General features: G+C 68.3%; 12 protein-coding genes. 3 read left to right on the forward strand and 9 right to left on the reverse strand.

Annotation, left to right across the window (positions count from 1 at the left end; genetic code table 11):
- Nucleotides 1-822 (reverse strand): CoA ester lyase, encoded by an 822-nt coding sequence (locus tag C265_RS18375; protein WP_010811024.1) that lies wholly within the window; start codon nt 820-822, stop codon nt 1-3.
- Between the two features lie 11 nt (nt 823-833).
- Entirely contained in the window at nt 834-2,006 is a 1,173-nt protein-coding gene (locus C265_RS18380; RefSeq protein ID WP_010811023.1) for a CaiB/BaiF CoA-transferase family protein, read from the reverse strand.
- A 125-nt stretch (nt 2,007-2,131) separates the two neighbouring features.
- Between C265_RS18380 and C265_RS18385 the strand changes: the two genes are divergently transcribed.
- Together C265_RS18385 and C265_RS18390 are read left to right on the forward strand one after the other, a co-directional pair.
- Entirely contained in the window at nt 2,132-3,109 is a 978-nt protein-coding gene (locus tag C265_RS18385) for a LysR substrate-binding domain-containing protein (protein WP_010811022.1), read from the forward strand.
- A 107-nt stretch (nt 3,110-3,216) separates the two neighbouring features.
- A complete protein-coding gene (locus C265_RS18390; RefSeq protein ID WP_010811021.1) occupies nt 3,217-4,200 on the forward strand; it encodes a tripartite tricarboxylate transporter substrate binding protein in 984 nt (327 codons plus the stop codon).
- Between the two features lie 9 nt (nt 4,201-4,209).
- On the opposite strand, the gene C265_RS18395 is transcribed toward C265_RS18390, so the two are convergent.
- The 5 genes from C265_RS18395 to C265_RS18415 all read right to left on the reverse strand — a co-directional run bounded on the left by C265_RS18395 (nt 4,210) and on the right by C265_RS18415 (nt 10,414).
- Nucleotides 4,210-5,607 carry a DUF3526 domain-containing protein gene (locus C265_RS18395; protein WP_010811020.1) on the reverse strand — a complete coding sequence of 466 codons (1,398 nt, stop codon included), beginning with the start codon at nt 5,605-5,607 and terminating at the stop codon, nt 4,210-4,212.
- On the reverse strand, nt 5,604-7,022 hold the full coding sequence (locus tag C265_RS32960; protein WP_037024672.1) for a DUF3526 domain-containing protein: 1,419 nt from the start codon (nt 7,020-7,022) through the stop codon (nt 5,604-5,606). The genes C265_RS18395 and C265_RS32960 overlap by 4 nt, the downstream gene beginning before the upstream one ends.
- A complete protein-coding gene (locus C265_RS18405; RefSeq protein ID WP_010811018.1) occupies nt 7,019-7,735 on the reverse strand; it encodes an ABC transporter ATP-binding protein in 717 nt (238 codons plus the stop codon). Before C265_RS18405 ends, C265_RS32960 begins: the two co-directional genes overlap by 4 nt.
- A 21-nt stretch (nt 7,736-7,756) precedes the next feature.
- A complete protein-coding gene (locus C265_RS18410; RefSeq protein ID WP_010811017.1) occupies nt 7,757-9,868 on the reverse strand; it encodes a TonB-dependent receptor in 2,112 nt (703 codons plus the stop codon).
- Nucleotides 9,869-10,006: 138 nt separating this feature from the next.
- Nucleotides 10,007-10,414 (reverse strand): DUF2946 family protein, encoded by a 408-nt coding sequence (locus C265_RS18415; protein ID WP_010811016.1) that lies wholly within the window; start codon nt 10,412-10,414, stop codon nt 10,007-10,009.
- A gap of 208 nt (nt 10,415-10,622) precedes the next feature.
- Here C265_RS18415 and C265_RS18420 point away from each other — a divergent pair, with 208 nt between their 5' ends.
- Nucleotides 10,623-11,780, forward strand: coding sequence for a methyl-accepting chemotaxis protein (locus C265_RS18420; RefSeq protein ID WP_010811015.1), 1,158 nt, complete (start codon nt 10,623-10,625; stop codon nt 11,778-11,780).
- Nucleotides 11,781-11,873: 93 nt separating this feature from the next.
- Here the strand turns inward: C265_RS18420 and C265_RS18425 are convergent, their stop codons facing one another.
- Together C265_RS18425 and C265_RS18430 are read right to left on the reverse strand one after the other, a co-directional pair.
- Nucleotides 11,874-13,211: an aspartate aminotransferase family protein gene (locus tag C265_RS18425; protein WP_010811014.1), complete on the reverse strand. Its 1,338-nt coding sequence runs from the start codon at nt 13,209-13,211 to the stop codon at nt 11,874-11,876.
- 25 nt (nt 13,212-13,236) lie between these two features.
- The gene (locus C265_RS18430; protein ID WP_010811013.1) at nt 13,237-14,742 is read right to left on the reverse strand and encodes an amidohydrolase family protein; all 1,506 of its coding nucleotides are present in this window, start codon (nt 14,740-14,742) and stop codon (nt 13,237-13,239) included.
- Nucleotides 14,743-14,766: the final 24 nt, after the last annotated feature.

Genomic DNA, 14,766 nt, shown 5'->3' on the forward strand with positions numbered 1-14,766 from the left:
CTACCCACCGGACAAGATCCGGCGCGCGCGCTCCAGCACCGGGCGGTCCACCATCTTGCCGTCCACCGCCACCGCGGCGCCATCGGCAGCGGCGGCCGCGGCCATGACGCGCCCGGCCCAGTGCCGTTCATCGGCCGACGGCGCCAGGCCGTCGTGCACGCCGCGGACCTGGCCCGGGTGGATCAGCAGCTTGGCGCCAAAGCCGAAGGCCCGGGCGCGGCGCGTTTCCGCGGCAAGTGCAGCGTCATCGCCGATTGCGGTGCAAACGCCATCCACGGGCGCGGGCAAACCCGCCGCGCGGGAATGAAGCACCAGCCGGCTGCGAAAGTAGTGCAACGCCTCACCGTCGTCCTGCACGTCGAGATCGAACATCAGGTCGATGCTGCCGAACAGCAGCCGGACCACGCCGCCAGCACGGGCCAGCTCGCGTAAGCCGGCGAAGCCGGCGGCGTTCTCGACCAGCGGGAAACAGCGCACACCGGGCAATGCCGCAGCCAGTGCTTGAGCGCCGGCCGGGTCGGCCTTCGGCAGCACGATTTCCGAGACACCCTGTGCGCGGCACCAGGCGAGGTCGTCTTCGTAGTACGCGGTATCGGCGCCGTTGATGCGCACCAGCATGGCGACGCCGGCTGCCGCTGCCTGCTGGCCCAGCGCCGCCCACGGGGCGCCAAGCCCGTCGCGGGCCTGCCCCTTGTCGGCGGGCGCGACCGCATCCTCGAAATCGACAATGACGGCATCGGCGCCGGAGCCGATCGCCTTGGCGATGCGCTCCGGGCGCGAGGCCGGGACAAACAGGTAGCTGCGAGGATTGGCGATCGGCATGGCTGCTCCTTTCAGACTGCGCCGGCCGAGCGCAACGCGGCAATCTGCGCCGCGGTCTGGCCCAGTTCGGCCAGGATGGCATCGGTGCTCGCGCCGAGCGACGGAATCGGGTCCATGCGTGCCTCGGTCATGCCCGGCGGCAGCAACGCCGGCACCGGACCCACCGGCGTGTCGACCTGGCGCCAGCGCTGGCGCGCCGCCAGCTGGGGGTGATCCCATACGTCAGCGATGGTGTTGACGTGCGCATTGGCGATCCTGGCGGCCTCCAGCCGGTCGACCACTTCGGTGGCGGTCAGGCCCGAGAAGCTGTTGACGATGCGCGCGCGCAGCGCGGCGCGGTTCTGGTTGCGCAGGCTGTTGCTGGCAAAGTCGGGATGCGTGGCGAGATCGGGTTCGCCCAGCACCGCCTCGCAGAACACGACCCACTCGCGCTCGTTCTGCAGTCCAAGCATCACGGTCTTGCCATCGCCGGTCGGAAACGGGCCATAGGGATAGATGGTGGCATGTGCCGCGCCCGCGCGCGGCGGCGGCTCGGCGCCATCGAAGGCGTAGTAGAGCGGGAAGCCCATCCACTCCACCATCGATTCCAGCATCGAGATATCGATGCGCTTGCCGCGCCCGGTCTTGCCGCGTTCCAGCAGCGCGGCCAGGATATTGGTATAGGCGTACATGCCGGCCGCAATATCGGCCACCGAGGCACCTGCCTTGACGCCGTCGTCCGGCGTGCCGGTCACGGAGACAAAGCCGGACTCGCTCTGGACCAGCAGGTCGTAGGCCTTCTTGTCGCGGTACGGTCCGTCGCTGCCATAGCCCGAGATATCGCACACGATCAGGCGCGGGTACTTTTCGCTCAGGCTGTCGAAGTCCAGGCCCAGGCGCGCGGCCGCGCCGGGCGCGAGGTTCTGCACCAGCACGTCCGCGCGTTCGAGCAGTCCGGCCAGCACGGGGGCGGCCGCGGCGTGCTTGATGTCGAGCGTCAGGCTCTCCTTGGAGCGGTTGGTCCAGACGAAGTGCGAAGACAAGCCGCGCACGCGCGTGTCGTAGGCGCGGGCAAAGTCGCCGCTGCCAGGCCGCTCGATCTTGATGATGCGCGCGCCCAGGTCCGCCAGCTGGCGGGTGCAGAACGGGGCCGCGATCGCCTGCTCCAGGGAAACGACGGTGATGCCTTCGAGGGGATGGGGCATGGTGGTATCCGGTTTTGCGCAATGTCCTGACAGCAATCTACCGGAGCGGGCCGCACCTGGGAAATACCGATTGCCGAGGGGATCATAAGTAAAATGAATACTTTGGAATTCTCCCGGAGCCTGCCATGGACCTGCGCGCCATGCGCTATTTCATCGCCATCGTCGACCAGGGCAGCCTGACGCGGGCAGCCGAAGTGGTCTGCGTGGCGCAGCCCGCACTCAGCCAGCAGCTGGCGGCGCTGGAAAAAGAGCTGGGCGTGCCGCTGGTCCATCGCGGCGCCAAGGGCGTCAAACCCACCGAAGCCGGCCGCACACTCTATCGCCACGCCCGCAATATCCTGCGGCAGGTGGAGATCGCCGGCGCCGAGGCCCGGGTGGCGGGCACGGATGTCACCGGCATGGTTGCCATCGGCCTGCCCACCACGGCGGCAGCGGCATTCGGCATGCCGCTGATCCGCGCAGTGCGCGCCCGCTATCCGCAGATCCGGCTGCAGCTGTTCGAGAGCATGAGCGGTTATATCTCGGAGCTGCTGGACCACAACCGGCTGGACTTCGCCATCCTGTTCCGCGATGTGCCGTCGCGCGCGGTGGAACTGGAGCGGCTGGCAAGCGAATCGCTATACCTGGTCGGGACGCTTCCCGTGACGCGCGGGCGCGCAAAGGCGCAAGCGAAGCCTCGGGCGCTGGCCGGTGCGGAAGGCGCTACGGTCGCGATCAAGGCACTGGGCGAGTTGCCACTCGTGCTGCCAAGCGGCTCGCAGGGCCTGCGTGAAGTGGTCGAGCTTGCCTTCGCGCAGGCCGGCGTGTCGCTGAACGTGGTGGCCGACCTGGATTCGCTGCCCTTCCTGCTGGCGACCGCGCGCGAGGGCCTGGCCTGCACCATCCTGCCCGCGTCGTCGCTGTCCGACGCGGACAGCGAAGTGCCGCGGCACCTGATCGTGCCGGAACTGCGCCGCACGCTGTCGCTGTGCTGGCCACGCGCGCTGCCGCGCACCAGCGCAGCCGAGGCCGTGGCGGAGGTGCTGCGTGAGCTGGTGGCCGAGCGCATTGCGGCGGGCGGGTCGCTCAAGCCGCTCATTTCGCCGCCTGCGGCCGATCAATAAAACTTATGCCCGTAGTCGGCGATTGAATTTCACGCCGGCGCGGCAGTCGGCTAGAGTTGCCACCAGCCTGGGCCGGCATTCACGGCCCCGCAATTCCAGGAGACACCATGCAACGCACCCGCCGCGCCCTGGCAGCCGCCGCTGCCCTGGCCGCATGCCTGCCGCTGTTCAGCGCCAGGGCCCTCGCCGCCGCCCCCTATCCGTCCAAGCCCATCCAGATGATCGTGCCGCAGGCACCGGGCGGCACCAACGACATCGTCGCGCGACTGGTCGCCGCGATCCTGTCGCAACGGCTCGGCCAGCAGGTGGTGGTGGAAAACCGCCCGGGCGCCGGCGGCAATATCGGCACCCAGGCAGCGGCCCGCGCCACGCCGGACGGCTACACGCTGCTGATGACCATCAGCAGCACGCAGGCCATCAACCCGTCGCTGTACCGCAGCATCCCGTTCGACCCGGTCAAGGATTTCGAGCCGATCGCCCCGGTGGCAAGCGTGCCGAACGTGCTGGTGGCCAATCCCGCCTTCCCCGCCAAGTCGCTGCCCGAATTGATCGCGATGGCCAAGGCCAGGCCGGACTACTACCGCTACGCCTCCGCCGGCAATGGCACGCTGAACCACCTGCTGGGCGAGATGCTCAACAGCATGGCCGGCATCAAGCTCGAACATGTGCCCTACAAGGGCGTCGCGCCGGCGCTGAACGATGTGCTGGGCAACCAGGTGCCGCTGGCCTTCGCCAGCCTGCCGTCGGTGCTGGCCCATATCAAGGCGGGCAAGGTGCGCGCGCTCGGCGTCAGCTCCGCCAAGCGCTCGCCGTTCGCGCCGGACATTCCCGCGATCAACGAAACCGTGCCCGGGTATAGCGGCGACCTCTGGGTCGGCCTGTTCGCGGTCAAGAATACGCCGAAGGACGTGACCCAAAAGCTCGGCCAGGCCATGCAGGAGATCCTGGCGGACAAGACCCTGCGCGACAAGCTGGCGGCACAGGGCGCCGAAGTGATGACGGGCACGCCGCAGCAGTTCAGCAAGATGCTGGCGTCCGACATGGACAAGTGGGCCCGCATCGTCAAGACATCGGGCGCGCAGGTGGACTGAGCGCGGCGTTCAAGGGCGCGCCAACCGCGCCCGGAACACCACGAGCAAGCCTAGCATTGCCGCTGCCAGCCCAAATTGCTGCAGCCCGCCAATCCCCACCTCCCCGCGCTCCCCTTCAATCCACTCGAACCGCGGCGCATTCCGGTACTCGTCCGTCGACACGCCACGATAGCCCATGATGCGCGGGACGAAGTACGCGCGCCACTGCGCTTCGAAGCGGTCTACCCGTGCCATGAAGCTGGCGTACCGCGGCGCGTCACTGCCTGCCAGCCGGTCGGCAGCAAGCAGCAGCGACAGTGGCGGCGACAACCAGCCCCATCGTTCCGCCTGCTCGAAACGCAGCGCGCGCGCCTGGTCGAACGCGGACACGACCGGCCGGATATGCGCTGCCTGCTCGAGGTAGCGCGGCATGAAGCTGACCGGCCATGCGTGCTGTCGTGCCGTGGCCGGGGCCCACTGCGGATTAGCCTGATACCACTCGTCCACCAGGGCCGACATCCTGGCTTCCGCGCTCTGCTGCGCTGCGCGGATCTGGACGATTGCCGCCAGCCGTGACGGCATCGGCGCCGCGCGATCCGCCAGCGCCGCGACCATCGCAGGCGTGCCGAAGGTGGCGATGGCCCACAGGCCAAGCCCGGCCAGCACCGCCGTGGCGCCGGAACCGGGCAGCAGGTTGAGCGCACCGCTGGCCGCACTCCAGAACGCGATGAACGCCGTCACGCAGAACAGCCATGCGAGATACGCCGACAGCGTTGCTGCGGGGTCCAGCACGAATGCCAGCGTGGAAGCGAGCACTGCAATCAGCCAGACGGCGCCCGCCCGAACCGCGATGGCGGCGAACAGCACACGCCCGCCGGCCGCACCCTGAGCCATCAACATCCGCCACGTGCCATGTTCGCGCTCGCCCTGGACCATGCCTGCGCACAGGCACACCAGCATGAGCGGCGCCAGCAGCGCGATCGCCGTCGCCAGGTCGAAGGTGCCATAGCGCTGCAACAGCGGGTTGGCCAGCCGCTCCTCGTTGCGCGCGTCGGTGTGGCGGCTCTCGACAGTGACGCGAACCGACGGCGGCAGCAGGTCCAGCACGCTGCTCGCCAGCGCCAACCCGCCACCTGGCGGCAGCTGCGCCACCGGGGCTTCCGACCTGGCGAACCGGAATGCCGCCATGGCGGCCTGCTCCCGCGATGCCGGCAATGCCTTGGCCTGGGCAAGGCGCAACGCCGCCTGCCCGTTTGCTTCCAGCTGCTGCAGCTTCTCATGCCATGCGCGCGCACTGAGACCCGATGCCAGCGCGCACGCGCACAGGGCGGCAGCAAACAGCAGCAGCGCCCAACGGGCACTGCCCGCCGCGCAGAAGCGGCGGCATTGCGCGGCAAGCGCCTGCCTGGTCTGTCTTATGGGGTTCATGGCTGTATCCTGCGAAGAGAGAAGAACAGGCCGGCCACGGCCAGCCCGCACCACCAGAACATGATCGCGATCTCCGGCAACGCTGCCCGCAGCGCGAACAGCGCCGACGGCATGGTGTAGGCAAAGGGCCGGATTGCGCGCCAAAGCGCAGCGCCTGCGTACCTGGCATCGAACGAAGTCATGCCGCGCGTGTGGCTGGCATCCCATTCATCGATGGCCGTGTTGACGCTGCGCCGATAGCGCTCCGCGGCGGCCTCGTAGTCGCGCTGGTGCGAGAGATCCGTTCCCGCCATCTTCATGGCGAAGTTGCGGATCGCCAGCGTGGGGCTCAGCAGCGCGGCGGCGCGCATCACGTTCTCCTGCGCCGCATAGCGCTGCCACAGCGCATCGAAATGCAGCGCATGGACCCGGTCGGCGTAGGCGTCGCGCTCCAGCCGCCGCAGCGGCGCCGCGCCCACGGGCAGGTCCTCGAGGCGCGTGACGCCATAGCGCGACAGCAGCGCCGCGTCATGGCGTTCGGTGCGGGCCGCCAGGTTGCCGTCGCCCGGCAATCCCTCCGTGAAGTCGCGCTGGATCGCCGCCCAGAACGCTTGCGCCGACGGCAGCGGCACGGCATGCCGCGCAACCGCCGCGCCAATGCCCGGGATCACGAAGACAAAGGCCAGCCACAGGCCCACCAGCACGAACAACGCGCTCCTGCCGTCGGCCAGCCAGGCCGACACCGCCAGGCCCAGTCCCACCAGAATCGCGGTGTATAGCAGATAGGCGGCACCCAGGCCCGCTGCCCGCCACCAGACCGCACCATCCAGCGTGCCGCCGGCGCTGGCCGCGATGACCGGGGCCAGCGCGACGGCCAGCGCAAACACGGCAAAGCCCGCGCCCAGCGCCAGGAATTTGCCGGCCACGAGCCTGGCCGGCGCCACGCCTGCGCCGTGCATCATGCGCAGTGTGCCGCGCTGCCGCTCGCCGCTGACGGCATCGAAAGTGACTGCGATCACCAGCAGCGGCAACAGCACCGCGAACACGAAGCCGGCGCTCAGGTCGCCGAAGCGGGTGGATGGCAGCGCATCCTGCGCGGGCTCGAAGCGCGCCACATTGCGCCGGTGCGGCTCCAGCCACAGCGCCTGGCCAAAGTAGTTGCCCAGCCCCGGCTCGATCACCGTCAGCGCGGAGGCGGGCCGGAACACGTACAAGCCGAAGTGCGCGCCGCGATGCGGATGCTTGTCACCCTGGTCGTCCCACTGCTGCCGCGTGGCGGCGGTAACCTGCGCCACCTCGCTGGCGACGGCGGCATGCCGCTGCAGCGAGGCCAGGATGGCGACGGCCAATACCGCGGCGCCGATCGCAAGCAGGGCTGCGAAGCGCCCCTCCCTGGCCATCGCCCTGAGTTCCTTCACAACCACGGTCCTGATCATGGCGCAACACCCTGCGCGCGCGCATGGGCCAGGTAGGTTGAGGCCAGTGCCTCGTGGCCGACGGTGGCCGCGTCAAACTCGGCCACCAGCACGCCGGCACGCAGGATGCCGATGCGGTCGGCGAGCTGCCTGGCGTTGAACAGGTCATGCGTGGCCATCAGCACCGCCGTGCCCGCGTCCGCCGCTTGCCGGACACGGCTTGCCATGTCATCGGCCGCGGCCGGGTCCAGCCCTGAGGTCGGCTCGTCAAGCAGCAGCAATGACGCGGATTTGGCCTGGGCGATGGCCAGGCCCACCTTCTGGCGCATGCCCTTCGAGTATTTCGCTACGCGCCGGCCGTGCGCGTCGCGGGCCAGCCCCGCGCCGTCCAGCAGCGCCGTGGCCTCGGCACGCGACAGGCTGATGCCGGCAATCGCGCAGAAGTAATCCAGGTTTTCCGCGCCGGACAAGTAGGGATACAGCGCGACGTTCTCGGGCAGGTAGGCGACGCGCCGCCTGACCGCAGCCGGATCGGCAACGGGCGACAGTCCGTCGACCAGCACCGTGCCACCGGCCGGCGGGACAAACCCCAGCGTCACATCGATGGTGGTGGTCTTGCCCGCGCCGTTGCCGCCCAGCAAGGCGTAGATGCAGCCCTTCGGCACGGTAATATTCAGACCGTCCACCACGCGACGCCCGTCGCGATGGACAACCAGGTCACGAATTTCAAGCATGTCGTGTCTCCGTCGAATACGTCAGAAGAAATAGCGTGCCGCCATGCCGGCTTGCCATTTCGGCTGCGGCGCTACCAGCAGCCCCGCTGCGGACCCATACGCGGCCTCGGTCGAGAACCGGTGCGGCTGCAGCACCGCGAACAGCGACAACTGGTATTGCTTCCAGTCGAGCACCGCGCGCAGGTCAAAGCGCGTGTAGGCCGGCATGAAACGCAGCTGGGTCTGCGGCGTTCCCATGTAGTAGGGAATACCGGTAGTCAGATAGGCATCGGCATTGACGGTCAGCTGCGCGCCCTGCAGCCGCTGGCGGTACTCGGCGCCCAGCTTGAGCAGGTGCCGGGGAACCGACAGCCTGGCCCCCGTGTTGGGCAGCGGGTTGTTCGCTTCGGCCTGGATGATCTGGCCATAGCTGGCGTAGACCGACACCGGGCGGATGGGCCGCCAGCGGGCCTCGAGCTCATATCCCTTGCGCGTCGTGTCGCCGACCGACTTGAACGATCCGTCCGGCTGCCCCACGATCTCGTCCTCATTCAGCGTGTAGTAGGCTGCTGCGGTCACGGTCAGGTTGTTGGCCGGCGTCGCGGTAAAGCCCACGTCGTAGGATTTCACCTTCGACGGCGATACGTCATAGACTGTGCCGCCGGGAGCGCCCAGCGGGCCCGTGGCCCCGCTGCTGCTGATCTGCTCCGCAGCCGGCGAACGGAAGCCCTGCGCGACGTTGGCGAACAGGTCGAGCCGGGGCAGCACCGACCAGACCGCGCCGAGCTTCGGCGTGGTGACGCCCGAGAAGTAGTCGGTGCTCGCTGCCGGCAGCTTGCGGTTGACGATGTCGTAGTCGAACCAGTCGCGCCGCAGGCCGGCGGTCAGCTTGACCGCTTCGACGGGCCTGAACTGCCCCTGCACGAACAGCCCGTAGGTGAGCAGGTCGAGCTGCTGCGCGTTGATATAGTTCGCAGTGGGCACGCCACGCACCCAGATCTGGCGCTGCGCGTCGCCGCGGTCGCGGCGCACTTCCGCGCCGACCATGAGCGCGGCCCGGTCTCCGAAGGTGAAGTTGTTGGCCAGCCGGCCGCCGAAGATGTTCCGGTCATCCGAACCCACGGTGTGCTGCACGCTGCTGGTGGCAATGCCACGCTCGCGCTCGAAGGCTTCCCCGTACAACGTCGCATACCAGCCGTCCTCGCCATGCGCCGGGGCGCGATTCAGCGCGAACATCGAACGCTTGCCGCTGCCGAAGCCCGGCAGCCCGTATTGCGTGGAGCGCGGGTCCACCTTGCCGGATTGCAGGTCGCTCAGCAGCAGGTAGCCGGCGGCTGTCGATTCGGAGCGATAGTGGTTGAGCCGCAGGCTGTAGACGCCGTCGCCGATCCTGGTCGACAGCTTCCAGAAAAAGTTGTCGCGGTCGGTGCTGCCGTCGTACCGGTAGCTATGGGTGCGGTAGATATCGGCCACGAACAGCGACTTGATCGGCTCAGACCCGGGCCGGAACGCATGGCTGCCTGACAGGACCAGTGTTGCGCGCTTGCCGTGGTACCGGTCGAAGCCGATGCCGATGCTGGAGGGCACGTCGCCCGGCTGCGTGCTGATCGGCACGGCACCCGCCCGGTTCTGGTCGCCATACAACGCGGACACCGGCCCCTTGATGACGTCGATCTGGCCGATCATGTCCGGGGTCAGCCATTCCAGGAATGCAGGCCCATGCCCGGCGCCGGCCTGGCTGGACGGCATGTTCTGCGGCACCCCGTCCACATAGACTGCGGTGTCGGCGCCGTGCGTGCCCTGGGTGGCGAAGCCGCGCATGCGGAAGCCGTTGCCCGTGTCGCCCTGGTCGATGTTGTTGGCCACCACCCCAGGTACACGACGGAACATGTTGGAGATGTCCCGGCCGATATTGATGGTGCCCAACTCGTCGGCGGTGACGACCGAGACCGCGGCCGGCAGGCCGGTGCTGTCCGTGGTCACGAGCTTGCGTTTGCCTTGCAGGCTGGTGTCCTGCGTCGCCACCACGCTGACTTCCGGCAGCACCGTATGCTGGCCTTCGGCAAATGCGGCCTGACTGAAGACGCCCGACGAGAGCGAGAGCAGTGTCCAGGCCAGGGGGCGCGCGGCACCCATGTTTTCGTTCTTGTTCATGAGGCCTCGCGGCAGCCCGGCGGTATCCGCTACGGGCACCGGGCTTGCCGTACAAAATTCAGACGTGAGCATGCCGCCCGCCTGGCATGACGCAGCGGACGCGCAATCAGATATACGGGAAAGGGATGCGGCCGGGGGTTAGCCGGCGGCGCGGGCCAGCGCCGGTGGCGCGCGCAAGGCGGGCGGAGAGAGGAAGCGGGTACGCCATGTCGGCGCGGCGACATCGACCTGCCGTACCCGTGACAACAGGCGCAGGATGACGCAGAGCAATTGCACCGCGATGGCGGCGCTGATGAAGAGATGCAACCGGGGCGAGCACCACAGGCAATCGCAATCCGTCGTGCCATCGGCAGGCACGCGGTCCGTGTCGGACGTGTCCGGCGTGGCGGCCGTATCGGGGATTGCGCCTGCGCTTGTGTTCGCCACGACAGCCTCCAACCGCGTTCCCGGTACCGCATGCACGTGCGTCACCGCGGCCCACGCCTGCACTAGCAAGAGCAGGAGCACGGCCCAGATGAGACGAACGAAGTTCGCATGCTTACGCATTGATGGAGGCGCTGGCTGTGTCGACCGGCGCCATATTAACGCAACTCAATTGCAATTGTAAGTCGATGCCGCGACAAGCCTGTCCTGCAAGCCGCTAAAGACTGCACCGTTCCCGCCGTTAAGCAAGAGTTGGCCAGCGAAGACATTGGCAAGACAGGCAGCCGGCACGCCGGCGCCTGCACTTCTGGGGTGGAAACGGGGGAGAGACATGCAAAACCTGGGGATTCGCATACGCCTGGGCGCGGCATTTGGCGCCATGTGGTCGCTGATGGCGATCGGGATCGCGGTGGCCTTGCCGCGGATGCAGGAGGCGGCCGATGCGCGGCGCCTGCTGATCGCGTTGGGCGTGGGTGGGCTATGCCTGGCGGTGGGCGCGGTCTGGGCGCTGGCGCGCAGCATCGAGGCGCCGTTGTCAGAAGCCGTCTACATAGCCGAGACCGTGGCGGCTGGCGACCTCAGCCAGGAGTTCGACACCGAGCGCGGCGGCGAGTTTGGGCGGCTGCTGGGCGGCCTGGGAGAGATGGAAGACATGCTCACCGACCTGGTGACACGCATCCGCGCTTCCACCGATTCGATCACCGCCGCTTCGCACCAGATTGCCGCGGGCAATACCGACCTGTCGCAGCGCACGGAAGAGCAGGCGGCGGCGCTGGAAGAGACCGCGTCAAGCATGGGCGAGCTGACCTCGATGGTGCAGCAGAACACCGAACGCGCGCGCGCCGCCAACGGGCTGGCGGCAACCGCATCGGGAATCGCCGCGCGCGGTGGCGAAGTGGTGGGCAACGTGGTGCAGACCATGTCGGCGATCAGCGCCAGCTCGCGCAAGGTCACGGACATCATCGAAGTGATCGAAGGCATTGCCTTCCAGACCAATATCCTGGCGCTGAACGCGGCGGTGGAAGCCGCGCGCGCGGGTGAGCAGGGGCGCGGCTTTGCCGTGGTGGCCGGCGAGGTGCGAACGCTGGCGCAACGCAGTGCGTCGGCGGCGCGGGAGATCAAGCAACTGATCGACGATTCGGTGCAGCAGGTGGACAGCGGCTCGGCACTGGTGGGCCAGGCCGGCGAGACCATGCAGGAGATCGTTCAGGCAGTGGCCAGCGTGACCGGGCTGCTGGGCGAGATCACTGCGGCCTCTGAACAGCAAAGTGCCGGGATTGCGCAGGTCAACGAGGCGGTGGCGCAGATGGACACCGTGACGCAGCAGAATGCGGCGCTGGTGGAGCAGGCGGCCAGTGCCTCGCACGAACTGGCGGGCCAGGCCACTGAGCTGCAGCGCGTGGTGGGCGAGTTCAAGCTGGATGCGAAGCCGGCGTCAGCACAGGCGCCGGGGCATGGCGCATTCAGGCAGGTTGCGGCGTTCGGCTGATGTGGGCAGCGCGGATTGCTGACTGATGCGCGCCCCCTCTCCCGCAAGCGGGAGAGGGGAGCAAACCAGCGGGAGGCAGGACCCTTCAGCAATTCAAGCCGTCACGCAAGCCGGCAGCACCGCCTGCACCGCCGCCGCAAAGCGCTCGACAATCCTGTCGATATCCTGCGGCGTGCAAATAAACGGCGGTGCGAACAACACGTGGTCGCCATGCACGCCATCGACCGTGCCACCCATCGGATAGACCAGCAGGCCGTTCTGCACGGCGGCGGCTTTCAGGCGCGCATGCGTCTTCAGCGCCGGATCGAGCGTGGCCTTGCTGTCGCGGTCGGCCACGAACTCCACACCGACGAACAAGCCGCGTCCACGGATATCGCCCAGGTTGGGATGGTCACCCAGCACCTCGCGTAACCGTGCGCGCAGTTGCTCGCCGCGCGCCAGCACGTTGGCCAGCAAGTTGTCTTCGGCAATGGTCCGCTGCACCGCCAGCGCCGCGGCGCAGGCCGTGGCATGGCCGATATAGGTATGGCCATGCTGGAAGAAGCCGCTGCCGCCGACGATGGCGTCGTAGATCCTGCGCGTCGACAGCATCGCGCCGATCGGCTGGTAGCCCGCACCCAGGCCCTTGGCAATGGTGACGATATCGGGCACCACGCCATCCTCTTCGCACGCGAACAGGAAGCCGGTACGGCCCATGCCTGACATCACTTCATCCAGGATCAGCAGCACGCCGTACTTGTCGCACACGGCGCGGATGCGCTTCAGGTAGTCGCCCACCGGCGGCACCGCGCCGGCGGTGGCGCCCACCACGGTTTCGGCAACGAAGGCGGCCACCGTGTCGGGGCCAAGTTCCAGGATCTTGGCTTCCAGCTCGTCGGCCAGGCGCCGTGCGTATTGCGCGTCGGTCTCGCCGGCCTGCTGGTCGCGGTAGGCATAGCACGGCGACACGTGGTGCGCCGGCACCAGCAGCGGCAGGAAGGGCTCGCGCCGCCAGGCGTTGCCGCCGATGGCCAGCGCGCCCAGGGTGTTGCCATGGTAGCTCTGGCGGCGCGCGATGAAGTGGCGGCGGCTGGGCTGCCCGGCTTCGACGAAATACTGGCGCGCCAGCTTCAGCGCCGACTCCACCGCTTCGGAGCCGCCGGAGACAAAGTAGACATGGTCGAGATCGCCCGGCGCGGCCTGCGCCAGCGTCTCGGCCAGCATTTCCGATACCTCGGTGGTAAAGAACGACGTATGCGCGTAGGCGATGGTGTCGAGCTGCGACTTGATCGCCTCGATCACGCGCGGATGGCCGTGCCCCAGGCACGACACGGCGGCACCGCCGGAGGCGTCGAGATAGCGCCGGCCTTCGCTGTCGATCAGTTCGATGCCCTGCCCGGCAACGGCAACGGGCAGCTTCTGGCGCGGATTGCGATGGAATACGTGGGTCATGATGGTGTGGTGGTGGTGCCGCGCGTCAGCGGCGCAGAGCGGAATCGGTGTCGGCGGGGTGGCGCTCCAGCACGCGGCCGGAAAACGCGGGCAGTGCGCTGCCTTCGCTGTCCGTCTGTGTGGACTGTTCCCAGACCCTGGCACCGTTGACCCAGACGCCGTGGATGCCGGTGCTCAGTTGCAGCGGGTCTTCAAAGGTGGCACGGTCCTGCGCCCGGTCCGCATCGAACAGCACCAGGTCGGCAAACGCGCCTGGCACGATCCGGCCGCGGTCCGCCAGCCCGTATTGCTGCGCGGCCAGGCCGGACATCTTGTGGATTGCGGTTTCCAGCGTCATCAGCTGGTCTTCGCGCACCATGCGCGCCAGGATGCGCGGGAAGGTGCCCCACTGGCGCGGATGCGGGCGCGGATCGAACGGCAGGCCGTCCGAGCCGAAGATGGTCAGCGGGAACTGCGCAATGCGCTCGACATCGCGCTCATCCATGATGAAGTAGATCGCCGCCGCGGGGCGCAGCTTTGCCAAGAGCGCGTCCTCGTCCAGGCCAAGCTCCTGCATCAGCTCGTGGAAGTCGCGGCCGCCCGCGGGCGGGTAGCCGGTGGACCAGGTGATCATGGTGCGCGTGGACTGGCGCACGCGGTCCAGCCGCAGCATGGTCGAGGTCGCGGGATAGGGATGGCAGTCCAGGCACAGCGGCTGCAAGCGCGCGGCGTCGGCCAGCAGGCCGAGGGTTTCGACCGAGCGGCCATGATTGCGCTTGCCCGCGACCTTGTGGTGGGAAAACACCACCTGGCAGTCAAGCGCGCGGCCAATGCGCAGCGCTTCTTCGATCGACGGCACAATGTCGTCGGTCTCGTCGCGCAGGTGGGTGGAATAGACGCCGCCGTGGGTGCGGACCGGCTCGCACACGGCGATGATCTCGGTTTCGGTGGCGGCTGCCGCGGGCGGATAGAACGTGCCGGTCGAGACACCGAAGGCGCCCGCCTCCATTGCCAGCCTTACCTCGTCGCGCATCGCAGCGATTTCTTCTGCATTGGCGGCCCGGTTCAGCTCCGGCATCGCGCGCACGCGCAACGTCGAATGCCCGAGCAGCGGCACCACGTTGACGTTGGCCGGCGTCGCGCGCAATGCGTCGAGCCACTGCGCGAAGGTATCGAAGCGGAACAGCGCGGGCGGCCCCAGCAGGTCCAGCGGCTGCGGCGGCGCGCTGCTGACCAGCGGTGCCACGCTGATGCCGCAGTTGCCGGTGACCACGGTGGTGATGCCCTGCGACACCTTGGGCGTCATGTCCCGATGCACCAGCAGGTAGCCGTCGTCGTGCGTGTGGGCATCGATAAAGCCCGGTGCCAGCACGCGGCCGGCTGCGTCCACGGTATGGTCCGCGGTCATGTCAGCGCAGTCGCCTACGGCGACGATGCGGTCGCCCGCGACTGCCACATCGGCCGCGCGGCGGGCTGCGCCCGTGCCGTCCACGACCGTGGCGTTGCGGAAGATCAGGTCGGCGCGCCGGGGCGCGGCTGGTTGCGATGCCATCGTCAATCCTTGTCTCGTTGGCGG

It is taken from the genome of Cupriavidus sp. GA3-3, from assembly GCF_000389805.1.
GTDB lineage: Bacteria > Pseudomonadota > Gammaproteobacteria > Burkholderiales > Burkholderiaceae > Cupriavidus > Cupriavidus necator_D.